The organism is Nocardioides lacusdianchii, assembly GCF_020102855.1.
Lineage (GTDB): Bacteria > Actinomycetota > Actinomycetes > Propionibacteriales > Nocardioidaceae > Nocardioides > Nocardioides lacusdianchii.
On record NZ_JADHZD010000005.1, the window covers coordinates 94,974 to 117,938 of the forward strand.

The window sequence follows — 22,965 nt, forward strand, 5'->3', positions numbered from 1 at the left end:
TGGGCGTGGTGGCCCGTGCAGCCGAACCGGCGGAATACTGGTGCCGCGACCCCTGTTGGAGATCATAGAAACTTCAACTAACACGGAGGACACCATGCAGTTCGGCATCTTCAGCGTCGGCGACATCACCACCGACCCGACCACCGGGCGTACGCCGTCCGAGGCCGAGCGCATCTCCCTGATGACGAAGATCGCGCTCAAGGCCGAGGAGGTCGGGCTCGACGTCTTCGCGACCGGCGAGCACCACAACCCGCCGTTCGTCGTCTCGTCCCCGACGACGCACCTCGGCTACATCGCCGCGAAGACCGAGAAGCTGCTGCTCTCGACGAGCACCACGCTGATCACCACCAACGACCCGGTGAAGATCGCCGAGGACTACGCCTTCCTCCAGCACCTCTCCGGCGGGCGCGTGGACCTGATGATGGGCCGCGGCAACACCGGCCCGGTCTACCCCTGGTTCGGCAAGGACATCCGCGACGGCATCAAGCTCGCCATCGAGAACTACCACCTGCTGCGCACGCTGTGGCGCGAGCCGGTCGTCAACTGGCAGGGCCAGTTCCGCACGCCGCTGCAGGGCTACACCTCGACGCCGGCGCCGCTCGACGGCACGCCGCCCTTCGTGTGGCACGGCTCGATCCGCAGCACCGAGATCGCCGAGCAGGCGGCCTACTACGGCGACGGGTTCTTCCACAACCACATCTTCTGGAACAAGGAGCACACCGAGCAGATGGTGCAGCTCTACCGCCGCCGCTTCGAGTTCTACGGCCACGGTGCCGCCGACCAGGCCTACGTCGGCCTCGGCGGCCAGGTCTTCATGGCCGGCAGCGAGGCGGAGGCCAAGCGGGTCTTCCGCCCCTACTTCGACAACGCCCCGGTCTACGGCCACGGCCCGTCGCTGGAGGACTTCACGAAGATGACGCCGCTGACCGTCGGCACGACCGAGCAGGTCATCGAGCGCACCCTCGGCTTCGCCGACTACGTCGGTGACTACCAGCGCCAGATGTTCCTCATCGACCACGCCGGCCTGCCGGAGTCGCTGGTGCTGGAGCAGGTGGAGATGCTCGGCACCGAGGTCGTGCCCGTGCTGCGCGCGGAGTTCGAGCGGCGTCGCCCCGCCCACGTGCCGAGCGACCCGCCCACCCACGCCTCGCTCGTCGCGGCCGGCGCGGACGCACCGCACCACCTCGTCGAGCCCGCCCGCGAGCACGTCGAGAAGCTCAAGGCCGAGCAGGCCGCCCAGCCCGCCGGGGTCGGCGCATGAGCGAGCGAATCATTCAACACAGTGCCCCTCGTGCCTCCTGCGCGCACGGAGCGAAGCGAGTACGCGCATGAGTCCTCGGATCGTCGTGGTGACGGCGGGACTCACCGTCCCGTCGTCCACCCGGCTCCTCGCCGACCAGCTCGCCGAGGCGACCTCGGTGCAGGTCAGCGCGCGGGGCGAGTCGGTGGAGACGTCCTTCATCGAGCTGCGCGAGGTCGCCGGTGAGCTGGCCACCTTCATGGTCACCGGCGGCATCCCGACGCCGCGGCTCACCGAGCTGCGCGAGCAGGTCGCGGCCGCCGACGGCCTGATCGCCGTCACGCCGGTCTTCAACGCCAGCTTCAGCGGGTTGTTCAAGATGTTCTTCGACGCCGTCGACCCCGACTCGCTGACCGGCACCCCCGTGCTGATCGCCGCGACCGCCGGCACGTCGCGGCACTCGCTGGTCCTCGACCACGCGATGCGCCCGCTCTTCGCCTACCTCCGCGCGGTCGTCGTACCCACCGGCGTCTTCGCGGCCACCGAGGACTTCGGCAGCCACGGGCTCGCCGAGCGGATCACCCGCGCCGCGGCCCAGCTCGCCGCCGCGGTGCTGAGCCAGTGGGAGTACGCCGTCGGCGGCTTCGCGCCCGACCTCGCGGCCCGCCCCCGGCGTACGTCCGGGACGCAGGTCGAGGCCGACGTCACCCCCTTCGGCGACCTGCTGCGCGGGCACTCGGGCTCGGGCCAGGGATGAGCGTCCCGACGCCGTTCTGGCGCTCGGTCGAGGCGCTCAACAACTTCGTCTACCTCGTCCCCGAGGCGGCGAGGCACTACGCGCCGATCGGGCTGAAGGGCTCGTGGATGGGCTACTTCGCGTCGCGGTCGGCGCCGATGGGGGCGGCCTCACCGCAGCTCGTCGTCGCGACCTTCCACGGATTCGCGCCGCACCTCGTCCACCGGGCGCTGCCCGACGCGTGGGGCTTCGCGTCACCGGCGGAGGTGCACCGCGCGCGCCTGGAGCTCGCCACCGGCGTCCTCGGCCGGGCCGTGACCGGCGACCAGGTCGCCCCGCTCGCCGACTCGCTGGCGTCGATCGTCGAGGGGCTGGACCTGGCCGGGAAGCCGCTCGCCGCGGCGCACGCCTCGCTCGAGGCGCCGGCGGACGACCTCGGACGGTTCTGGCTGGCCGACGCGGTGGTGCGGGAGTTCCGCGGCGACTGCCACGTGGCGGTGCTCGTCACGCAGGGCTTGGGCGGCGTGGACGCCAACGTCCTCAACGTGGCGGCCGGCCGCACCTTCCCCCAGCAGCAGGCGCTCCGCGGCTGGAGCGACGACGAGTGGGCCGCAGGCCACGACCGGCTGCGCGAGCGTGGCTGGCTCGACGCCGACGGAGCGATCACGCCGCAGGGCACCGACGCGCGCGACGAGCTCGAGGCCGCCACCGACCGCGCGTGCCTCGGAGCGATGACCACCGACGCAGTGGCGACGGCCGTCGAGATCACCGACGACCTGCGCGCTGTGGCTCGCGCGTTGCGGGCGTCGCTGAGGAGCTGACCACCCCCACGTAGGTGGCCGCTCCTGCGGGGTCGTGGTTGCGTCGGAGCTCCCGGCACACCGGCCGGGACCGGAGGAGGCAGCCATGAGCGACACCATCTGGAGCTACCGCGACAGCGAGTGGGCCGAGGACCGTGACCTGGTCGGGTACGACGTCGAGGGCGAGGACGGCTCGCTCGGCAAGGTCGACCGCGCGACCGCTGACACCGACGGCGCGTGGCTCGTCGTCGACACCGGGTTCTGGATCCTGGGCAAGAAGCGGGTGATCCCGGCCGGCACCGTCGTCGGGATGGACCACGAGGGCCGCCGCGTCATCGTCAACGTGAGCAAGGACCAGGTCAAGGACGCGCCGGACTACGACGACGGTGCGTGGGACGACACGGTCAGGGTCCGTCACGCCGAGCACTACACGCAGCGCACCGGGCACGAGAACCGCGAGGACCTGCCCGGTGGCTCATGGTCGACCGGCGAGGGTGCCGGCGGCAACGTGGGGGAGCGCTGACGCCGGCCGCCGCGGCGTGCCCTGCTGCGGCACATGTGGATCGGGACCGGGGGTACGGAGTCGGTCACCGACGAACGAGAGGACCGACATGACCCAGGACGGATCCGGGCTCGGCAGGCTCGACGACGACCAGGAGGCGGCGGAGACGTCGTCCGACGGTGACGGGGCCGCGGCCCGCGGCGACTACGACGCAGCCGAGGGATCCCCGGGCAGTAGCCACCCGACCGGCGAGGACTTCCCGGACGAGGCGGTGCGCTACGACGAACCGGAGGGGCGACCGCGCTCGCAGTCCGGCTCGGGCGTCGCCCCGGACTGACGTCGTCCGGCTGACCCGGTCGGAAGGGACCGGGTCAGCCCGCGTTGTCCTCGGGATCCTCCTCGGGCTCGAAGGTGCTCCCGTCCTCGCTGTCCATGCCGATCTCGACGCCGACAGGCTCGTCGTCCCGGGTCGGTTCGTCGTCGGCGCGTTCGGCTCCGGTGTCGTGGGGGTCGTTGCCCATGGGTGCCTCCTCGGTTCGTCATCGCCGTACCCCATCCGGGCGGGGTGATGCGCGAAGGTAGGGCGTCCCGCAGGCCTTCCGCGGCCCCGCGGTGAGTCCCTAGGTTGAGAGGACCACAGCCATGCCGAACGGGAGCCAGCCCATGTCGCTCAACCTCAACCCCTACCTCAACTTCTCCGACGCCCGGGCGCGTGAGGCGATGGAGCTCTACCACTCGGTGATGGGCGGCGAGCTCAGCATCATGACCTTCGGGGACATGGGCACCGAGGGCCCGCTCGCCGACCAGGTGATGCACGCCCAGCTCGAGGTGCCCGGCGGCCTGGTGCTGATGGGGGCCGACGCACCGCCGGAGATGGTGCAGGTCACGTTCGGCGACAGCATGTCGGTGAGCCTCTCCGGCGGCCCGGAGGACGGCGACCAGCTGCGCTCGTGGTTCGCCGCGCTGTCCGAGGGCGGCGAGGTGCGCCAGCCGCTCGAGGCCGCGCCCTGGGGTGACGAGTTCGGGATGCTGGTCGACCGGTTCGGGATCTCCTGGATGGTCAACGTCGCAGGTGCCGCCTCGACCTCCTGAGGCTCGCGGCCGCGCTGGCTGCCCGACCTAGGCTCGTCCTGTGTTCAAGCGCCGCTCCCGACCCCAGCCCCCTGTCGTACGCACGGACGCAGAGTGGCGCGAACGGCTCGCGCCCGAGGCCTACCGCGTGCTGCGCCGGTCGGGGACCGAGGCGCCCGGGAGCAGTCCCTACGCGCACCCGTCGGCCGGGACGAACGGCGCCTACCGCTGCGCCGGGTGTGAGGCCGAGCTGTTCCGGGCGGAGGACCAGTTCGAGTCGGGGACCGGCTGGCCGAGCTTCTCGGACCCGGCGGACCGTGACGCGGTGGCGGTCCACACGGACTACAAGCTGCTGGTCCCGCGACGGGAGGCGAGCTGCGCCAGGTGTGGAGGCCACCTGGGCCACGTCTTCGGCGACGGTCCCCGGCCGACGGGTCAGCGGTGGTGCATCAACGGCGCGGCGCTCACCCTCGACCCTGCCGAGCAGGTCCACGACGATCGCTGACGGGTGCACCCACCCAGTGCTCGGCGAGCCTCAGTCGCTCGGGTGCAGCTCGGCGTCCGGCGGCGTGATCCGCCACGACGTGAAGTGGACGGTCAGGCCGGCGCGGGTCGGCGCGCAGCAGAACGGCCCCGCCATGACCGGCGTGACCGCATCGAGTGGTGCAACACGGACGAGCTGCCAGGGTTCGTCGTCCACCCGCGCGCGCACCGTGAGGGCGTTGCCCGACCAGCTGCCACGGACGGTCACCCATCGGCCCGCCCAGCTCGGCACGGGGGACAGGGACCAGTCCGACGTCCCCCTGGTCACCACGGCGCCGAGGCTCTCCTGCCCGTCGCTCAGCTCGACGCCGGCCTTGATCCACGTCTCGTCGTCGACCTGGACGAAGATGCCGGCCTGGTCGAACTGCTCGGCGAGGTCGAGCCGGAACCGGACCTCGATCGCAGACTCGGGCGCGAACGCGGTCAGGAGTGCGTGCTCGGTGGAGTGGATGAAGTCGTAGGACGTGATGCGCCAGGCGTCGCTCCCGTGGCGGGCAGTGACGTGGAGGCCATCACCGTCGGTCGCGACGTCGGCGGGTTCGTTCGTCCACTGTCCTTCGCTCCACGGAACAGTGCGGGTCACGGTCGGCACCGCTCAGAAGCCTCCGAAGTCGAAGCCGCCGCCGTCGCCACCGCCGTCGTACCCACCGCCGTCACCGCCGTCGGAACCGCCGCCGTCGTCACCACCGCCACCGTCGTAGCCGCCACCGAGGTCGCCGAACATCATCCCGCCCATGAACATCCACGTCATGGGACCGAAGGCACCGAAGTAGCCGGCGGCGTACGGCTCGTAGGCGCGACCACCCTGGTAGTAGGGGACTCGCTGCGCGCCGACCATCACCTTGCGGACGTCGGGCTCGGCACCGGCGTTGACGCGCTCGACGTCGAGGGCGCACGCGGGCACGTCGCGCTCGACGCCGTCCGGCGGGACGAAGAGGACGTCGGCCACCGACGGACCGTGCCGCGGGTCGAAGAAGCAGGGCGGCCGCCGGGTGGGGAGAGGGCGTCCCTCGACACGGGCGCGGACGCACGCGATGGCGTACCGGCCGTCCTCGACGATCGAGGTGACGTGCCGGATGTCCTCGGGCGCGGTGATCGAGTCACCTGCGGTCTTCGCCGACTCGTAGGTGTCGAGGGCCCGTTGGTAGTCGGCGTTGGCGCCGGCGTCCAGCTCGTGCCCGCTCAGCTCGTAGTCGAGCTCCTGAAGGTCGACGCCGAAGGCGGTGATGTCCTCGAAGGCGAGCTTCTTGACGGGGGCGAGCTCGTCCTCGCGCCGCTGGAGCTCCCGCGCCGTGTTGCGGCGCATCGCGGCGAACGCGACGGCGCCCACCACACCGAGGACGACCAGCAACACGATCAGCTCCATGACGAGAGCCTAGTTCGCCGGTCGAAGCAGGGTGCGGTCCACGTCACCAGGCCGGGCCGGCGCCGCCGAGCCGCGCGGGCCCGCTCATGGCCGCGAGTGTGTCACCTCACCAGGGTGAGGGCTGGTAGTCCTTCACGAAGCAGCCGAACAGGTCCTCGCCGGCCTCGCCGAGGACGATCGGGTCGTAGACGCGCGCCGCCCCGTCGACCAGGTCCAGCGGCGCGTGCCAGCCCTCGGCGGCGATGCGGAGCTTCTCGTGGTGCGGGCGCTCGTCGGTGATCCACCCCGTGTCGACGGCCGTCATCAGGATCCGGTCGGTCTCGAACATCTCGCCCGAGCTCGTCCGCGTCATCATGTTGAGCGCGGCCTTGGCCATGTTGGTGTGCGGGTGGCCGGGGCCCTTGTAGCGGCGGGAGAACTGCCCCTCCATCGCCGAGACGTTGACGACGTACGCCCGTCCCGAGGCCGCGGTCGTCGCTGCGGCCGCCATCGCCGGGCGCAGCCGCGAGACCAGCAGGAACGGCGCGATCGAGTTGCACAGCTGCACCTCGAGGAGCTCCAGCGGGTCGACCTCGCCGACCGTCTGGGTCCACGAGTTGTTGTCCTGCACGTCCGGCAGCAGCCCGCCGGCGTCGACTGCGGTCCCGGCCAGGTGCGCGTCGAGCGAGGCGTGCCCGGCCTTGAGCGCCAGCGCAGTGAGGGTCGCGGCGTTGTGCGCGGCCCGCGCGTGCTCGACCGACTCGCCCTCGTGGTGCGCGATGGCGGTGTCGGTCAGCGCGCCCGCGATCGCGGCGGGGTGCGCCTCGGAGATGTGGTCGAAGGTCACCAGCTCGGGGACCGAGTCCTCCGGCAACGGGAGCGACTCGGCCTCGACCAGCGGGGCGTAGGCGCCCGGCGTGCGGCGTACGGTCTGGCAGGCGTTGTTGATGAGGATGTCGAGCGGCCCCGCGGCCGCGACGTCGTCGGCGAGCGAGATGACCTGGGTGGGGTCACGCAGGTCGATGCCGACCACCTTGAGCCGGTGGATCCACTCGTCGGAGTCCGGCAGCGCGGAGAAGCGCCGCACCGCATCCTTCGGGAAGCGGGTCGTGATGGTGGTGTGGGCGCCGTCGCGCAGCAGGCGCAGCGCGATGTACATCCCGATCTTCGCGCGGCCGCCCGTCAGGAGAGCGCGCTTGCCGGTGAGGTCGGTGCGCTGGTCGCGCTTCGCGTGGCTCATCGCCGCGCAGGTAGGGCAGAGCCAGTGGTAGAACGCGTCGACGAGGGTGAAGTCCTGCTTGCAGATGTAGCAGCCGCGCGGGTTGATCAGCTCGCCGGCGAACGCGCCGGCGCTCGTCGAGACGAGCGGGATGCCGGCGGTCTCGTCGTCGATGCGCATCGCCGACCCGGTCGCGGTCTTCTCGATGATCTCGCGGTCGTGGGCCAGCTCCGCGGCGCGCTTGGCGAGCTTGCGCTCGGACTTGATCGACTTGTACATGTGCGACGCAGCGCGCTTGACCGTGACGTGGTCGGGGTGGTCGCCGGGGAGGTGGTGGAGCGTCTGCAGCACCCGGAGGGTCGTCGCGAGGTCGTCGGGGTCGATGCCGGGGTGCTGCTGGTCCACCGGGGAAGCGTACGGGCGTCGAGGCGGGGCACCGGCATCCTCGGAGAGCAGGTTTCGGACGGCTCGTGCGGGGCGGGGTCACGGCATGAGTGACTACGGGGCATCGGCGGCCGAGGTGTCGGCCACCATCGAGGCGCAGGTGCAGGCGTCGGTCGACAAGGCGCACAAGGCCAACGCCTTCCGCGAGGAGATCGACCTGCTGCGCGGGCGCGGGTCCTCGGGCGCCACCACCGTCACGGTGGACCCCACCGGCCTGTTGCTGGACATCCGGTTCGACGACCGAGTCGGGGACCGTACGCCGGACGCGCTGGCCGCCGAGGTCAAGGACGCCCTCCGGGCGGCCCAGCGCTAGGTCGCCGAGGTCGTCAGCGCCCGCACGCGCGAGGTCTGGGGGGACAACGACCCGGTCGCGCGCCACATGGACGAGGAGCTGGCGAAGCGCTTCGCCCCGCAGGACCCCGACGCCGACCAGGACGACCGAGGAGGTCGCGCCCGATGAACATCCAGATCCAGCAGGGACAGCTCGTCAACCACTCCTACGTGCTCGACGACATCGTCACCGAGATCCGCTCCCAGGCCCGGGCCCTGGAGTCGATCAAGCTCGGCACCGACACGTTCGGGATCATGAACGTCAGGATGCCGCCGGTGCTCAACCAGTTCTTCCTCACCGACGGCGAGACCGTGCACGACATGGCCGACACGGTCGGCCGGTGCGCCGAGGCGGTGCGCTCGACCGCCCGGGACTTCGGCCGGACCGACGACGCGATCTCCCGCGGGTTCGAGGGCGGGTCATGACCGACGTCGACTTCACCAACTTCGGCTCCGGCCACGAGCTCGACGGCGCAGGGGTCTTCTACGACACCCAGATGCTGGGCCAGTCGCTGGCCAACGGCGACTGGGTGGCGGCCGGGATGTTCGCCGCTGCCGGTGTGGTCGACGGCGTCGCCACGGCCATGGACCCGATCGGGTCGCTGATCGGCGCCGGTGGCGCCTGGCTGATCGAGCACCTCGAGCCGCTGAAGGGGTGGCTCGACGACCTCGCCGGCGACCCCGGAGCGATCATGGGACAGGCCGGCGAGATGGAGGCCGTGGCCGTGGGCGTCGCTGGCATCGCCGCCGACATCCGGAGCCGGGCACGCACCGACCTGTCGGACCTCGACGGCGAGGCGATCTCGGCCTACCTCGACTTCAACGAGACGCTCGCGGCCGGCCTCGAGTCGCTCTCGGCCTCGATCAGCGGTGGCTCCAAGGCGATCGAGACAGCGGCGACGATCGTGGAGATGGTGCGCGGCGTCGTCCGCGACGCGATCGCCCAGCTGGTCGGCGCCATCATCTCCTGGCTCGCCCAGGCCGCCCTGTCGCTCGGCACTGCGACTCCGTGGATCATCGCGCAGGTGACGAGTCGCGTGTCCGCGCTCAGCGCCCGGTGCTCGACCTCGATCCTGCACATGACCCGGTCCTTCGACGACCTCAACCGTGTGATCGCCGACGGGATGGTCGCGCTCCGCAACGTGGGCTCGCGACTGCGCGGCTACCAGTCGCGGCACCGTGCAGCGCCGGCGGCTCCCGACATCCCGTCCATCCGTCCGCACCTCGACAAGATCTCGCCGGAGGACATCATCGGCTCGAATGCCGGGTCGACCGCCGGCAACGCGATCAACGACGGGTCGGACGCGCAGAACGAGCGCATCGACCGCGACCGGGCCGGCTGACGTCGCTAGGGTCGGGGGCATGCAGGGGAAGCGCCGCGGACCGACGTGGGCGGTGGTCGCGCTCGCGGTGTGGGGATGCCTGTCGGGCCTCGGTCTCGCGCTCACCGTCCTCGACGGTGGCGCCACCGGGCGGGAGGTCACGATCGGAGCACTCGTGACGGTCGGCGCCCTCGGAGGTTCATGGTTCGTCGGCGGCCGGCGCCGCGAGCCCGAGCCCCGGCGTGACGGCACCGTCGTGGCGCGCGCGGCCTGGTGGCTGCGCCTGGGCGGGCTGCTGGCAGGCGCCATGGGCGCCGGGCTGTGGGCCAACGTTCTCGGCCTGGTCGCCAACGAGCCGGACTCGGGGACGGTCGAGGTCTCGGGTGCTGCCGGGGCGGCCCTGACCGTCGGCGTCGCCGTCGTGGCCACCGTCCTGCTGGTGACGGCGTGGGGGGTGTGGTGGTTCCGCCAGACGCTCGACGAGCGCGAGGCCACCTCCCGCGTCCTGCTCGGCACGACCCGCATCGCCCGCGAGCAGGCGACTGCCGTCCGGGTGGTCCCGGTGGTCGTCCATGCCGGCCATGCCGGCGGCCGCATCCCGGTCGCCCGGCTGGTCGTCGAGGGCCCGGACCAGCGTGGCGCCGCCGCCCGGGCCGGGTTCGACCCGACCATGGTCGGCACGGACGAGGCCCTCGCGATGCTCGATCGATGGGTCAGCGCCACACCGGAGCTCGTCGCCGACGAGCCGAGCCGGGAGCTCTTCCGTGCCCGGGGATCGCTCCCGACGACCTAGCGGTGGTCGCCCGGGCTCAGCCCTCGCGCGCCGGCGACCCGTTGATCCGCATCCGGTCGGCGCGCATGCCGTGCTCCACGCCCCAGAGCACCGCCTTGGAGCGAGAGTCGACGTCGATCTTGCGGTAGGCGGAGCGGATGTAGGACTTGATGGAGTTCAGGGAGAGCAGGGTGCGCTCGGCGATCTCCTGGTTGCTCAGGCCCATCGTGATGAGCGAGAGCACCTCGGCCTCGCGGGCGGTGAGCCCCTCCTCGCGACCGGGCCAGTCGCCGCCGACGAGCGCGGAGCGACCGCGCGAGGGCGACACGACGACCTGCCCGGCGGAGATCGCGGAGATCGCGTCGACCAGGCGGGATGCGGGCAGGCTCTTGGAGAGGTAGCCGCGCACGCCCTGGTTGAGGGTGTCGCGGGTCAGCCACGGCTGGAAGTTCCAGGTGTAGACCGCGACCTGGCGCACCTGCGGGCTGTCGACGAGCCGGTGCACGGCCGGTCCGTTGCCCTGGCCCATCCCGAAGGTGTCGTAGAGGGCGACGTCGACCGGCTGCGCGACCGGCTTGCCCGCCACCAGCTCGACGACCTCGATCCGGTGGCCGTAGCTGCGCATCATCGCGTCGAGGCCGCGCACGACGACCTCGTCGTCGTTGACCAGCGCCACTCGAATCACCATGCCCTCAACGTACGACAGTTTGTGTATCTTGAACCGGTTGTTCAGCAGAGATGGGGGAGACGTGCGGGAGAGCGCGGCCACGGTCGAGGAGACCCGCACAGGAGGCCTCGGCATCCGGTGCGAGGGCGTCGTCCACCTCTACAAGACCTTCGGCGGGCACGACGTCGTCGCCCTGCGCGGCGTCGACCTCACCATCCGCCCCGGCGAGCGCGTGGCCTTCCTCGGCCCCAGCGGCTCGGGCAAGTCGACCCTGCTGGCCCTGCTCGGCGGCATCCAGCGCCCCAGCGCGGGCCGGATCTTCCTCGGCGAGGAAGAGGTGTCGCGGATGGGTGAGCGCTACCTCGCCCGGATCCGCTCGCGGCAGGTCTCCACGATGCTCCAGGGCGCCACCCGCAACCTGCTGCCCTACGCCACCGCGCGGCAGAACATCGCCTTCGCGCAGCTCTCGCTCGCCGGCCGTGACCGGGACCGGGCGCTGGCCGACGTCGAGCTCCTCGACCGCGTCGGCCTCGTCGACCAGGCCGACCAGGTCGTCTCCACGATGTCCGGCGGCCAGCGCCAGCGCCTGGCCCTGGCCTGCGCGGTCTCCACCGCCCCGCGGCTGCTGCTCGCCGACGAGCCCACCAGCCAGCTCAGCCACGCCGACCGCGACCACGTGCTGCACCTGATCCACTCCCTCGGCGACGACTTCGGCACCACGATCGTCGTCGTCACCCACCAGCCCGAGGTCGCCGCGACCTTCCCGCGCACGGTGACGATGAAGGGCGGTCGCGTCGGGGCCGAGGGCCACGGCGGGTCGGAGTACGCCGTCGTGGGTGAGGACGGCGTGCTGCACCTGCCCGGCCACATCGCCGCCGAGTGGCCGCCCGGCACGCTCGTGCGCTTCGAGGACGACGAGGAGGGCCGGATCGTCGTGACCCGCGCCAGCAGCGAGGGCGGGCCGGCGTGAGACCACCCCACGACCTTCTTCTCCTCCGCTTCGCTCCCCCGAACAACGCCGCAGGGACCCCGGAATGAGTCGCGACCTCGTGCTCGAGCACATCACCTACGTCAACGGCCGTACGCTCCTCGACGACGTCTGCGTCACCTTCCCCGCCGGTCGGGTGACCGCGCTGTCCGGGCCCAGCGGCTCCGGCAAGACCACCCTGCTCTCCATCGCCGGCGGGCTGCTCGAGCCGACGTCCGGCACGGCTGCGCTCGCCGGGCAGGAGATGTGGACCGGCAGCGGCGACCCGCTGCCCGAGGTGGCGTTCGTGCTCCAGGTCTACGGCCTGGTGCCCATCCTCTCGGCGCGCGAGAACGTTTCCATCGCCCTTCGCGCGCGCGGCATCGCACCCGCTGACGCCGACGAGGCCGCGGAGGCCGCGCTGGCCCGCTTCGGCATCGCCGACCTCGGCGAGCGCCAGGTCGAGGAGCTGTCGGGCGGGCAGATGCAGCGCGTCGCCTGTGCCCGCGGGTTCGTCGTCGGCGCCGAGGTGCTGCTCGCCGACGAGCCGACCTCGGAGCTCGACGAGGGCAACCGCGGTGTCGTGCTCGCCGAGCTGCGCGAGGAGGCCGCCCGCGGCGCTGTCGTCGTGGTGGCCACCCACGACCCCGCCGTGGTCGAGGCCTGCGACCTCCACATCGCGCTCGACGAGGGCCGGGTCGTCCGTTGAGCCGTGTCCTCCGCGGGGCCTGGAGCCGTCGGGGTGCCCTGACGACCCTGGTGCTGATGACGCTGGTCGTCGTCAGCGGTGCCGTGGTGGTGCTGCAGTTCGCCGCGGCCGCCGGCACCTCGCCGTGGCTCACCGCGCCGCTCCTGCTCCTCGGGGCGGTCGCCGTGCCGAGCATCGGCGCCGAGCTGGCAGTGGCCCGCCGCGAGGAGATCGGGCTGGCCCGCCTGCGCGGGATCCACGGCCTGCGGCTGTGGCGCTTCCTGCTGGTGGAGCCCCTGCTCGCGATCGTGCTGGGCGCCGGCGTCGGCGTCGCTCTCGGCGCGGTCGGCACGGTGCTGGCCACCCGCACCTGGCTCGACGACGCCGCACCCGCGCTGGACCGTCCGGCTCTCCTCGCCGCCGCCGGCATCGCCGGGGCCGGCCTGCTGATCGTCGGGCTGTCCGCCGCGGCCGCGCTGCGCGAGCCGCTCGCCGTGCAGGTCTCCGCGCGCCGCCGTCCCCGACGGGCCACCACCCTGGCGATCTTCCTCAGCGTGCTGGTGCTCGTCGGCGCCGGCGTCGCGGCCTACCGCAGCCGCGAGGCTGCCGGCGAGCCCGACCTCGTCGTCCTCCTCGGGCCGGCGCTGGTCGGCCTGGCGCTGGGGCAGGTGGCGATCTGGGTCGTCCGGATCGCCGCGCGCGTCCTGACGCCCGCCACCGAGAAGCGCGGCCTCGGCGCCTTCCTCGCCGCCCGCCGCCTGGCCCGCGCCGACGACCTCGTCACCCCGGTCCGCCTCGTGGTCGCCGCAGCCGTGGTCGGCTCCCTCGCCCTGAGCGGGGCGGTGGCCGTCGACGGCTGGACCGGCGAGCAGGCCGCCGTGGAGGTCCCGGGCGCCCGCACGATCGACGTCACCGAGCTCGGCGCCCTCGGCGCCGTCGACCTCACCGAGCGCGTCGACCCCGAGGGCGAGCACCTGGTCGCCACCGCGGTCGTGCGCAACGAGACGCGCCTGGGCGAGCGCAGGGCGTACGTCGACGCCGGGCGCTGGGACGCCGTGGTCGCCGACTTCTACGACGGCACCCCCGCGGCCGCCGCCTCGGACGCCGTCTCCTCGATCGACACCGACATCGCGCCGGTGCAGGTGCGCGGCGACCGCCTCAGCGTCACCGCCTCCGGCCTGACCGTGCCGGACGTGCGGACCCAGCGGGGGCCGACCGGCCAGGTCGTCACCGCCGGAGGCGGCGGGCTCGAGCTGACCCTGGCCTTCGTCACCTCGGCCAACCAGTCCGGCGCCACGGTCCTGCGCCTCGAGGTCCCGGCCGACGGCTCCCGGGTGCGCCGCTCGGTCCGCGTGCCGGAGTGCGCCGACGGGTGCGCGATCACCGGCCTCGACGTCTCGCGCGACAGCCGCGGCCTGATCGACGGCAGCAGCTTCGAGGTGCTCCTCGAGTCGCTCGAGCTCGGCAGCGCGGACCTGCTCGCCCAGCCCTGGCTGCCCGACCCGAGCTCGGTGGAGTCCGCGCTCAACAGCAACTTCTTCCGCAACTACCAGCCGCCCACGTCCTTCGTGGTCAACCGCCCCGACGGGCTCCAGGTGGCCCTGCTGCCGGCGGTCGCCCTCCGGCTCGAGCAGGACCGCGGCGAGGCGACGGTCCCCGTCCTGGTCGCCGACCAGGACGAGCCGGTCGCGCTCGACCTCGGCGGCGACGACCGGACCACCGAGGTCGTCGGTGTCGCCGGCTCCCTGCCGCTGCTGGGTGCCGTGGGCGTCCTGGCCGACATCCGCACCTCGGCCGCCGGCTCCGGGCCGACCGTGCCCTCGGCGGAGGTGCAGGTCGTGGCCGACGCCGACACCCCGGAGGCGGTCCTCGACGAGGTGGCCGAGGCCGCCGGCACGACGTGGCGCTCCAGGTCGAGCGTGCGCGACGCGCTCGGCGAGCGCTACGGCGGTGCCCAGTCCGTGGCGTACGCCCTCACGGCCCTCGCCTGCGCGCTCGTGGCCCTGCTGGCGCTGGGGGCGGGCGTGACCCGGCACCTGCGCGACTACCGCCGCGACGTGGCGTCGCTGCGCGTGCTCGGCGTCTCCACCGGCACCGCCCGCCGCGCCGGTCGCACCGAGCTGGCCAGCCTGACCGTCCTGGTGCTCGCCGTGGTCGTGGCCGGCGGATGGCTGGCGGTCACCCTGCTCCTCGACGGGCTGCCGCTGCTCGCGGTGCCGGTCGCCGGGCTGCCGCTCGACACCGCCCCGCACGCGTGGCCCCTGGTCGTCCCCGCGGTCCTCGCAGCCGCCGCGGTGGTGCTGGTCGGCGGTCGCGCCCGCGCGGTCCGCGCCTCGACGACCCGACCGAGCCTGCTGCGCGAGGAGGAAGGACGATGATCCAGCTCTTCGGCGCCATCGTGCGCGGCCTGCGGTCCCGCGCCCTGCTCTCGGCGGGCTCGGTGCTGCTGACGGCGCTCGCGATCGGCTCGGCGGTGCTCGGCCCGGTGTTCTCCGAGGCCGTCACCAACTCCTACGTCGTCACCCGCCTCCAGGAGTCGCCGCCCGGCCTCACCGGCCTGAGCCGCGTCTACACCCCCGACTCCGGGGTCGCGATCGAGCAGGCCGAGCGCGATGCGGTCGCGGCCTCCGACGCCCTGACGACCGGGCCGTGGCAGGAGCCGGTCGTGCTGGCGCAGTCCGAGCGGTTCAGCGCGCTGCGCGGCGTGGTGACCTTCTGGTCGCGCGCCGACGCGTGCGAGGTCCTCGAGGTCGAGGGGCGCTGTCCGGAGCGGCAGGGCGAGGTGCTGATGCTCGCCGCCGACGTCGAGAAGACCGGCGCCGAGATCGGCCGGCCCCTCCCGCTCGCCATCTTCGAGACCCCCGGCGTCGCCGCCCTCGGCCTCCCGCGCCCGGGTCTCAGCGAGGTCGTCGTGGTCGGCACCTACGACACCCCGAGCACGGGTGCGGACTGGCTGATCCCGGGCCGGCTCACCAGCACCAACGAGCAGGAGAGCATCCGCGGCGGCTACCAGCCCTACGCCCCTGCCCCCTTCATCACCACCGACGACACGGTCACCGCGGTCGGGGCGTGGACGATCCGCGTCGACACCCGCCTCGACGTGCCCGCCGACCTGACGCCCGCCGAGCTCGACGAGGCCGCCGACGCAGCCGGCGCCGTGCCGCCGGACACCGACGTCGAGGTCGAGGGCGGCACGCTGCGCGCCGACGACACCAACTCGCTCGCCGACGTCGTCGGGGAGGTCCGCTTCCAGCAGTCCACGGCCCGCAGCTCGATCGCCCCGGCGGTGCTGTCACTGGTCCTCGTCGCGCTCGCCCTGCTCATGCGCCTGCTCAACGCCGCGAGCGAGCTGCGCGTCCCCGAGCTCGCGCTCGCCTCCCTGCGCGGCGTCACGGCCCGCAAGCTGTGGGGCCTCGGCCTGGCCGAGCCCCTGACGCTGCTGCTGCTCGCCACCCCGCTCGGCATCGCCTTCGGGCTCGGGCTGTCGGTGGTGCTCGTGCGCAGCTGGCTGGTGCCGGGCCTGCCGCTGCCGCTCCCGGCCGCGAGCTGGGTCGCCGCCGGCCTGGTGCTGCTCGCGTCCTTCGCCGTCGCGTGCGTCGCGGTGGGCCTGGTGGTGCGCGAGTCGCTCGCCTCCCAGCTCAGCGGCGTACGCCGTCCGGTCGCTGTGCGCCGCTGGTCGGTCATCGCCCAGCTCACCCTCGTCGCCCTCGCCGTCGCGACGCTGGCCAGCAAGCTGTCGGCGAGCGGGCCGGGCGAGCCCGATGCCACCGACCTCGTCCTCCCCGTGCTGCTCGCCGTGGTCGCCGGCCTGGCCGCGACGAAGCTCATCGCCGTGCTCGCGACCTGGTGGACGAAGCGCTCGACCGGTCGCTCGTTGAGCGGCTTCGTGTCCTCGCGCGCGATCTCGCGTCGCCAGGAGGGCACGCTGGTGATCCTGCCGATCACCGCAGCGATCGCGGTGGCCGTGTTCGGCGCCGGCGTCTACGACTCCGCGGCCACCTGGCGCACCAGCGTCGCCGCCACCGCCTCGCCGGCCCAGACCACCTGGTCGACCACGCTCAGCATGTCGGAGGCCATCGACCTCACCCGCCGCATCGACCCCGAGGGCGAGTGGATCATGGCGGCGGCGAGCGTCACCAACCCCGGCGCCAACTTCTCCGTCGTCGACAGCAGTCGGCTCGCCCGGGTCGCGACCTGGCCCCCGACCTGGAGCCCGGGCCGCGACGTCGAGCAGGTCGCCGAGCAGATCGCCCCCGACGGGCTGGTGCCGACGGTCGAGGGCCGACGGCTCAGCCTCACCGTCGACAACCGGGCCGACATGGACGACGACCTGTCGGTCGAGGTCCGGTTCGGCACCCGTGCCGGGGTGCCGCTCAAGGTCTACCTCGGTCCGTTCCCCGAGGGCGTCACCACCCGTTCGGCGCGACTCCCGCGGTGCGCCGAGGGCTGCCCGCTCGAGGGGATGACGCTCGGCGGCGGCGCCGGCACCAACACCCGGATGTCCGGCACCCTGCGCCTGATCGGCATCGAGGTCGACGGGCAGCCCGTCGAGGGCGGGATCGACGGTGCCGGCTGGCGGCCCACTCCCGACCCGGCCGTGAAGACGTCCATCACCGACCTGCAGGAGGTCGACGGCACCCTCGAGATGGCCGTCGACACCGGCGACTCCGTCGGCATGGCCCGCCTCACCTCCGGCGGGCTGACCCGCGACCGACCCGCGCTGGCCGGACCCGGCGTGCAGCAGCGCGCCCTCGACCGGCTCGACGAGGGCTACGGCCTGATCCCGGTGGACACCCTCGGCGGCATCGGCGCCGTGGAGGGCATGCCGTTCACCGGGCCGTCGGGCCTGCTGGTCGACTACTCCTCCTTCATCACCGACCGCCCGGTCTTCGACAACCTCTTCACCACCAGCGTCCTGGCCCGCGAGGGCACGCCGGCGTCGGTGACCGAGCAGCTCTCCGAGGCCGGGCTCAGCGTCGCCATGACCCTGGCGCAGGAGCGGCAGGTGCTCGACCAGAGCGCGTACGCCCTCGCGCTGCGCCTCTACGGCGTGGTCGCCGCGCTGGTGCTGGTGATGGCGCTGGCCGGCCTCTTCGTCAGCGCGGCCGTGCAGCTCCCGGCCCGCCGCCGCGACGCCGCGGCGCTGCGCGTGGTCGGCGTACCCCGCGGTGCGGTCATGGTCGCGGTGGTGCGCGAGCTCGCCGTCGTGCTGGGCAGCGCGGCGCTCGCCGGCATCCTGGCCGGGTCGCTGGCGCAGTGGGTGGTGCTGCGCACGATCACCCTCGGCTATGCCGACGACCCGACGACGCCGGCGCTCGTCGCCGCCATCTCGCCGCTGCGGCTGGTGGTGCTCGCGCTGCTCGCGGCGGCGGTCTTCGGCGCCGTCGCGCTCATCAGTGCGTCGATGACGGTGCGCGGTGCGCGCGGGGCGACGCTGCGCGAGTCGGCGCGCTGACGCGAGCCCCCGACGCGATGGCTCGGTGTCAGGGGCAGCAGGGGTCGTAGCGGAAGCCGACGCCCCGGATCGTGCGGATCCACTCGTTGCCGGACGCGGCCTTGCGCAGCTTGCGGCGCAGGTTGGCCAGGTGCACGTCGACGACGTGCGTGCTGTCGGGGACGAACTCGGTGGCCCACACCGCGCGCATCAGGTCCTCGCGCGCCACGACGACACCGGGGTTGCGCACCAGGTGGGCCAGCAGGTCGAACTCGGTGCGGGTCAGGTCGATCTCCTCGCCGGAGACCAGGACCTCGCGTGCGCCCGGCTTGAGCGTCAGGTCGTCGCAGCCCAGCGGGTGCGTGGGCGGGTAGGCCTCGCCGGTCGACGGATCGGTGGCGGGGTCCACGACGGCGAGCGCCCAGGCCTCCGCGGCCTGGGCCGTCGCTGCAGCAGTCGCCGGCGAGACCAGGTCGGAGGTGCGGGGACGCCGGAAGAGCGCGGCGACGCGCGCCTGCAGCTCGCGCATGGAGAAGGGCTTGACCAGGTAGTCGTCGGCGCCGACCTCGAGTCCGATCAGCCGGTCGACCTCGGAGGTGCGGGCGCTGATCACGATGACGTAGCAGTCGCTCACGACGCGGATCTGACGGCAGACCTCCACACCGTCGATGTCGGGCAGCGAGAGGTCGAGGGTGACCAGGTCCGGCTTGCGCTCGCGGATCAGGTTCAGCGCCTCGGCGCCCGTGCGCGCGACGACGACGTCGAACCCGGCCTGGTCGAGGAGGCTGGAGATGACGTCACCGATGTCGTGGTCGTCCTCGACGACCACGGCGGTCCGTTCCTTCAGCATCAGCCAAGCTCCCCAAAGTTGAGAAATCATCTACCCGGAAACGTACGGGGCAGACCCACCCGTCGAGCCGGTGAGGGCAGACGACTCCGAGCCGCTACCGATCGTAGGCGGCAGCGGCTCGGAGGGTGTCTGCTTCGCGCAAACCCCGGTGCCCCGGGGTGCGTCCCTCAGAAGTCCAGGCCCCGGGCCCAGTCCTCCGAGTCGATGCGGGCCACCAGGTAGGGGCCACCGCCTGCGCGTCGGTCCTCCTGGCTGCCCTCGCGGTCCATCCGGTAGCCGATGCCACGGATGGTGTGGATCCAGGTGGCGTCGGAGTGCCGGCGCAGCTTGCCGCGCAGGTTGGCCACGTGCACATCCACCAGGTGGTGGTCGTGGGTGAGCGCGCTGCTCCAGATGGCCAGGACCATCTCCTCGCGGGTGCAGACCCGCGACAGGTGCGTGGCGAGGTATTCCAGCACGTCGTACTCGATGCGGGTCAGGTCGACGATCGCGCCGTCCACCTGCACCTCGCGGCGCGCGGAGTTGATGACCAGGCCCGCTCCGGCCGAGATCGTGCTCGGCTCGTCGGCGGGCTGCGAGGGGCTCGGCACGTGCAGGGCCGAGGACGCCGAGGCATCGTCGGTGGTCCCGGCCGAGCGGGGACGGCGGAAGAGCGCCGCCACCCGGGCCCGCAGCTCGCGCGGTGAGAACGGCTTGAGCACGAAGTCGTCGGCGCCGACCTCCAGGCCGATCAGCTTGTCCACCTCGTCGGACCGTGCGGACACGATCACGATGTAGCAGTCGCTGCTCTCCCGGATGCGGCGGCAGACCTCGATGCCGTCCATGTGCGGCAGCGTCAGGTCGAGTGTCACCAGGTCAGGTGGATCGCCTGCCGCGACTTCCACCGCCTGCCGGCCGTCACGCGCCGAGGTGACCCGGAAACCGGCGCCCTCGAGCGTCTCGACCAGCGCGGACGAGATGTCTGGATCGTCCTCGACGACCAATGCATGAAGATCTTGCACGTTGAAACCCCCACCATGAGCTCACAGCAAGGACCCCACGTCCCTGCAATGGCGTCGCGTGAGCGACGTTGATCGATGGTACGGGCTACGAACAGTCAATGGCGCAATAGTTCATGCGCTGTGGATTCGTGTCTAGACCAGTGCATTTGACGGAATCTTTCGCCCGGGCTGACTCACTGTGCGATTTCCGTGGTCGGGTCGAGATCGATCGCGCGATTGACCCAGATGCTGGTCGTCACCATGCCCACCCTTTGGTAGAGACCGAGCGCGCCGGTGCGCGAGTCGGTGCTCAGCTCGGACGTCGTGGTGCCGTGTGCGCGGGCCTGGGCGAAGGAGTCCACCAGCAGCGCCTGGGCCAGTCCTCGGCCCCGCTGGTCGCGGCGGACGGCGAGGCGGTCGACGTAGCCGGTCGTGCCGTTGTCGGACACCAGGACGAGCGAGACGCCGACCACGGTGTCCTCGGCGTCCACCGCGACGCGGAGGTTCCACGGCTCGAACCCGGGGCGTCCGGTGGTCGCTGCCTCGAAGTCCTCGAAGGCCTCCCGCTCGCGCACCGACCACTCGAGGAAGGCGTCCTCGAGCACGTCGTGGACGGCCCGGAGCTCGTCGGGCCGTGCCGTGCGTACGACGTGGCCCGCCGGCAGCTCGCGCTCCGGGATGGTCGCGCCCTCGGGGAGCTGGAGCACCCAGCTGGTCCAGCGCACCCGGTAGCCGAGCTGCTCCAGGAGGCGGTCTCCCGGCGACCCCTGCGGCACGGGCATGCCGATGACCGGCGAGCCGACCCGGCGGCCGAGGTCCTGGAGCCAGAGGGCCAGCCAGGTGCCGATGCCGCGTCCGCGGTGCGACGGGGCGACCGCGGTGTCGGCGCGGTCGACGCCCATCAGCTCGGCGTACGCCACCAGCTCGTCGCCGTCGAGGACGCCCACCGAGCGGGAGCCGAGGTCGTGGCTGGGGCGGGCCCAGTCGCTCACGATGTCGGCCTCCTCGATCGCCACCTCGCCGATGTCGGCCAGCTCCTGCGCGGCCATGAGGCGGTGGACGGCGCCGGCGTCGGTCTTCTCCAGGGGCCGGGTGGTGAGCCCCCGCGGCAGGTCGGGCAGGGTGGTCGACGGCAGGTCGGGACGGGGTCGTTCGGGCATGGAGCAAGTGTGCTGCCTCACGTGACGGCCTGTCGCGCGCTTATCCGCGCCCTCCGGACCCGCTGGGGAATGTCCGATTCACGCCTGAGGCCCTACCTTTGTTCGGGTGAGTGACGACCAGACCGACGCCCCCCAGCAGACCTTCTCCGACCTCGGCCTCGCGCCCGCGGTGCTCAAGGCGCTGGCCGACGTCGGCTACGAGACCCCGTCGCAGATCCAGGCGCAGACCATCCCGCCGCTGCTCGAGGGCCGCCACGTGGTCGGCCTCGCCCAGACCGGCACCGGCAAGACGGCCGCCTTCGCGCTGCCGATCCTGTCCCAGCTCGACATGTCGCAGAAGACCCCGCAGGCGCTCGTGCTGGCCCCGACCCGTGAGCTCGCGCTCCAGGTGTCCGAGGCCTTCGAGAAGTACGCCGCCCACATGAAGGGCGTGCGCGTCCTCCCGATCTACGGTGGCCAGGGCTACGGCGTCCAGCTGTCCGCGCTGCGTCGTGGCGTGCACGTCGTCGTCGGCACCCCGGGCCGCATCATGGACCACCTGGAGAAGGGCACCCTCGACCTCTCCGAGCTGCGCTTCCTCGTCCTCGACGAGGCCGACGAGATGCTCAAGATGGGCTTCGCCGAGGACGTCGAGACGATCCTCGCCGACACCCCGGCCGAGAAGCACGTGGCGCTGTTCTCCGCCACCATGCCGGCGCAGATCCGCCGCATCTCCAAGAAGTACCTCGCCGACCCGGTCGAGATCACCGTCAAGAACAAGACGTCGACGGTCTCCTCGATCACCCAGCGCTACCTGATCGTGTCCTACCCGCAGAAGGTGGACGCCCTCACGCGCATCCTCGAGGTGGAGAACTTCGAGGGCATGATCGTCTTCGTCCGCACCAAGAACGAGACCGAGACGCTCGCCGAGAAGCTGCGTGCGCGCGGCTACTCCGCGATGGCGATCAACGGTGACGTCGCCCAGGTGCAGCGCGAGCGCACGATCAACCAGCTCAAGGCCGGCAAGCTCGACATCCTCGTCGCCACCGACGTCGCCGCGCGCGGCCTCGACGTCGAGCGGATCAGCCACGTCGTCAACTACGACATCCCCACCGACACCGAGTCCTACGTCCACCGCATCGGGCGTACGGGTCGCGCCGGGCGCACCGGTGACTCGATCGCCTTCGTCACCCCGCGCGAGCGCCACCTGCTCCGCGCGATCGAGAAGGCCACCCGCCAGCCGCTCACCCAGATGCAGCTGCCCACGGTCGACGACGTCAACGCCACGCGCCTCTCGCGCTTCGACGACCAGATCACCCAGGCGCTGACGCAGCCGGAGCGCATCGACTTCTTCCGCGACGTCGTCTCCCACTACGTCAGCGAGCACGACGTGTCCGAGGTCGACGTGGCCGCCGCTCTGGCCGCGGTGATGCACGGCGAGCAGCCCCTGCTGCTGGAGCCCGAGCCGGAGCGGGCCTCGCGCAGCTTCGACGAGCGGCCGACCCACGGCGGCAAGGCCGACCGGGCACCGCGCGACTCCCGCAGCGGTGCGCCGATGGCGGCGTACCGCATCGAGGTCGGCAAGCGGCACAAGGTCGAGCCGCGCCAGATCGTCGGTGCGCTGGCCAACGAGGGCGGCCTGTCGCGCGGCGACTTCGGCTACATCTCGATCAAGCCGGACTTCTCCGTCGTCGAGCTCCCCGCGGACCTGCCCCCGGGCACGCTCGAGCGGCTCGAGAGCACCCGGATCTCCGGCAAGCTCATCGAGATCAAGCCCGACAACGGCCCGTTCCGCGGCCGCCCCGGCGGCGGTCACCGCGGTGGCAGCGGCGGCGGCTACAAGGGCAAGAACCCCCGCTGACCGGGCGGTTCCTTCCGCCGGCGGACGCCGAGCGGGCACTTCCTCGCGCTGAAAT

The 22,965-nt window shown here is 72.6% G+C and carries 24 protein-coding genes; 16 read left to right on the forward strand and 8 right to left on the reverse strand.

Translation table 11 applies throughout. From position 1 onward, the window contains the following. Window positions 1–94 precede the first annotated feature (94 nt). The 5 genes from IRX98_RS08890 to IRX98_RS08910 all read left to right on the forward strand — a co-directional run bounded on the left by IRX98_RS08890 (window position 95) and on the right by IRX98_RS08910 (window position 3,615). The gene (locus tag IRX98_RS08890; RefSeq protein ID WP_224275946.1) at window positions 95–1,261 is read left to right on the forward strand and encodes an LLM class flavin-dependent oxidoreductase; all 1,167 of its coding nucleotides are present in this window, start codon (window positions 95–97) and stop codon (window positions 1,259–1,261) included. A 67-nt stretch (window positions 1,262–1,328) separates the two neighbouring features. Next, window positions 1,329–1,997, forward strand: a complete 669-nt coding sequence (locus IRX98_RS08895) for an FMN reductase (protein ID WP_224275947.1) — start codon at window positions 1,329–1,331, stop codon at window positions 1,995–1,997. Next, window positions 1,994–2,797 carry an SCO6745 family protein gene (locus IRX98_RS08900; protein ID WP_224275948.1) on the forward strand — a complete coding sequence of 268 codons (804 nt, stop codon included), beginning with the start codon at window positions 1,994–1,996 and terminating at the stop codon, window positions 2,795–2,797. The genes IRX98_RS08895 and IRX98_RS08900 overlap by 4 nt, the downstream gene beginning before the upstream one ends. An 85-nt stretch (window positions 2,798–2,882) precedes the next feature. After that, a complete protein-coding gene (locus IRX98_RS08905; RefSeq protein ID WP_224275949.1) occupies window positions 2,883–3,299 on the forward strand; it encodes a PRC-barrel domain-containing protein in 417 nt (138 codons plus the stop codon). Between the two features lie 88 nt (window positions 3,300–3,387). After that, window positions 3,388–3,615: a hypothetical protein gene (locus IRX98_RS08910; RefSeq protein WP_224275950.1), complete on the forward strand. Its 228-nt coding sequence runs from the start codon at window positions 3,388–3,390 to the stop codon at window positions 3,613–3,615. Between the two features lie 34 nt (window positions 3,616–3,649). On the opposite strand, the gene IRX98_RS08915 is transcribed toward IRX98_RS08910, so the two are convergent. After that, the gene (locus IRX98_RS08915; RefSeq protein WP_224275951.1) at window positions 3,650–3,799 is read right to left on the reverse strand and encodes a hypothetical protein; all 150 of its coding nucleotides are present in this window, start codon (window positions 3,797–3,799) and stop codon (window positions 3,650–3,652) included. 121 nt (window positions 3,800–3,920) lie between these two features. On the opposite strand from IRX98_RS08915, the gene IRX98_RS08920 reads away from it, so the two are divergent. Together IRX98_RS08920 and msrB are read left to right on the forward strand one after the other, a co-directional pair. Further along, the gene (locus tag IRX98_RS08920) at window positions 3,921–4,370 is read left to right on the forward strand and encodes a VOC family protein (RefSeq protein WP_224275952.1); all 450 of its coding nucleotides are present in this window, start codon (window positions 3,921–3,923) and stop codon (window positions 4,368–4,370) included. Window positions 4,371–4,410: 40 nt separating this feature from the next. Then, a complete protein-coding gene (gene msrB, locus IRX98_RS08925; RefSeq protein WP_224275954.1) occupies window positions 4,411–4,854 on the forward strand; it encodes a peptide-methionine (R)-S-oxide reductase MsrB in 444 nt (147 codons plus the stop codon). A 30-nt stretch (window positions 4,855–4,884) separates the two neighbouring features. Here the strand turns inward: msrB and IRX98_RS08930 are convergent, their stop codons facing one another. From IRX98_RS08930 to IRX98_RS08940, 3 genes are all read right to left on the reverse strand, one after another. After that, complete coding sequence (locus IRX98_RS08930) at window positions 4,885–5,484, reverse strand: DUF1349 domain-containing protein (protein WP_224275956.1); 600 nt, start codon at window positions 5,482–5,484, stop codon at window positions 4,885–4,887. A 3-nt stretch (window positions 5,485–5,487) separates the two neighbouring features. After that, entirely contained in the window at window positions 5,488–6,258 is a 771-nt protein-coding gene (locus IRX98_RS08935) for a hypothetical protein (RefSeq protein WP_224275958.1), read from the reverse strand. A 106-nt stretch (window positions 6,259–6,364) separates the two neighbouring features. Next, window positions 6,365–7,861 (reverse strand): SDR family NAD(P)-dependent oxidoreductase, encoded by a 1,497-nt coding sequence (locus IRX98_RS08940; protein WP_224275960.1) that lies wholly within the window; start codon window positions 7,859–7,861, stop codon window positions 6,365–6,367. An 85-nt stretch (window positions 7,862–7,946) separates the two neighbouring features. Here IRX98_RS08940 and IRX98_RS08945 point away from each other — a divergent pair, with 85 nt between their 5' ends. The 4 genes from IRX98_RS08945 to IRX98_RS08960 all read left to right on the forward strand — a co-directional run bounded on the left by IRX98_RS08945 (window position 7,947) and on the right by IRX98_RS08960 (window position 10,345). Then, window positions 7,947–8,213 (forward strand): YbaB/EbfC family nucleoid-associated protein, encoded by a 267-nt coding sequence (locus tag IRX98_RS08945; RefSeq protein ID WP_224275962.1) that lies wholly within the window; start codon window positions 7,947–7,949, stop codon window positions 8,211–8,213. A 143-nt stretch (window positions 8,214–8,356) separates the two neighbouring features. Next, window positions 8,357–8,656, forward strand: coding sequence for a hypothetical protein (locus IRX98_RS08950; protein WP_224275964.1), 300 nt, complete (start codon window positions 8,357–8,359; stop codon window positions 8,654–8,656). Next, window positions 8,653–9,573 (forward strand): hypothetical protein, encoded by a 921-nt coding sequence (locus IRX98_RS08955; RefSeq protein WP_224275966.1) that lies wholly within the window; start codon window positions 8,653–8,655, stop codon window positions 9,571–9,573. Before IRX98_RS08950 ends, IRX98_RS08955 begins: the two co-directional genes overlap by 4 nt. A 19-nt stretch (window positions 9,574–9,592) precedes the next feature. Continuing rightward, on the forward strand, window positions 9,593–10,345 hold the full coding sequence (locus IRX98_RS08960) for a hypothetical protein (protein WP_224275967.1): 753 nt from the start codon (window positions 9,593–9,595) through the stop codon (window positions 10,343–10,345). 16 nt (window positions 10,346–10,361) lie between these two features. On the opposite strand, the gene IRX98_RS08965 is transcribed toward IRX98_RS08960, so the two are convergent. Beyond that, entirely contained in the window at window positions 10,362–11,012 is a 651-nt protein-coding gene (locus IRX98_RS08965) for a response regulator transcription factor (protein ID WP_224275968.1), read from the reverse strand. A 61-nt stretch (window positions 11,013–11,073) separates the two neighbouring features. Between IRX98_RS08965 and IRX98_RS08970 the strand changes: the two genes are divergently transcribed. The 4 genes from IRX98_RS08970 to IRX98_RS08985 all read left to right on the forward strand — a co-directional run bounded on the left by IRX98_RS08970 (window position 11,074) and on the right by IRX98_RS08985 (window position 18,101). Further along, window positions 11,074–11,961: an ABC transporter ATP-binding protein gene (locus IRX98_RS08970; protein WP_224275969.1), complete on the forward strand. Its 888-nt coding sequence runs from the start codon at window positions 11,074–11,076 to the stop codon at window positions 11,959–11,961. Between the two features lie 64 nt (window positions 11,962–12,025). Continuing rightward, on the forward strand, window positions 12,026–12,667 hold the full coding sequence (locus IRX98_RS08975) for an ABC transporter ATP-binding protein (RefSeq protein ID WP_224275970.1): 642 nt from the start codon (window positions 12,026–12,028) through the stop codon (window positions 12,665–12,667). 56 nt (window positions 12,668–12,723) lie between these two features. Continuing rightward, window positions 12,724–15,024: a hypothetical protein gene (locus IRX98_RS08980; protein ID WP_224275971.1), complete on the forward strand. Its 2,301-nt coding sequence runs from the start codon at window positions 12,724–12,726 to the stop codon at window positions 15,022–15,024. After that, window positions 15,021–18,101 (forward strand): FtsX-like permease family protein, encoded by a 3,081-nt coding sequence (locus IRX98_RS08985; RefSeq protein WP_224275972.1) that lies wholly within the window; start codon window positions 15,021–15,023, stop codon window positions 18,099–18,101. The genes IRX98_RS08980 and IRX98_RS08985 overlap by 4 nt, the downstream gene beginning before the upstream one ends. Before the next feature lie 28 nt (window positions 18,102–18,129). Here the strand turns inward: IRX98_RS08985 and IRX98_RS08990 are convergent, their stop codons facing one another. From IRX98_RS08990 to IRX98_RS09000, 3 genes are all read right to left on the reverse strand, one after another. After that, window positions 18,130–18,930: a response regulator transcription factor gene (locus tag IRX98_RS08990; RefSeq protein ID WP_224275973.1), complete on the reverse strand. Its 801-nt coding sequence runs from the start codon at window positions 18,928–18,930 to the stop codon at window positions 18,130–18,132. A 167-nt stretch (window positions 18,931–19,097) separates the two neighbouring features. Continuing rightward, a complete protein-coding gene (locus IRX98_RS08995; RefSeq protein ID WP_224275974.1) occupies window positions 19,098–19,931 on the reverse strand; it encodes a response regulator transcription factor in 834 nt (277 codons plus the stop codon). Between the two features lie 173 nt (window positions 19,932–20,104). Then, entirely contained in the window at window positions 20,105–21,070 is a 966-nt protein-coding gene (locus IRX98_RS09000; protein ID WP_224275976.1) for a GNAT family N-acetyltransferase, read from the reverse strand. Between the two features lie 106 nt (window positions 21,071–21,176). On the opposite strand from IRX98_RS09000, the gene IRX98_RS09005 reads away from it, so the two are divergent. After that, window positions 21,177–22,910 (forward strand): DEAD/DEAH box helicase, encoded by a 1,734-nt coding sequence (locus tag IRX98_RS09005; RefSeq protein ID WP_224275978.1) that lies wholly within the window; start codon window positions 21,177–21,179, stop codon window positions 22,908–22,910. Window positions 22,911–22,965: the final 55 nt, after the last annotated feature.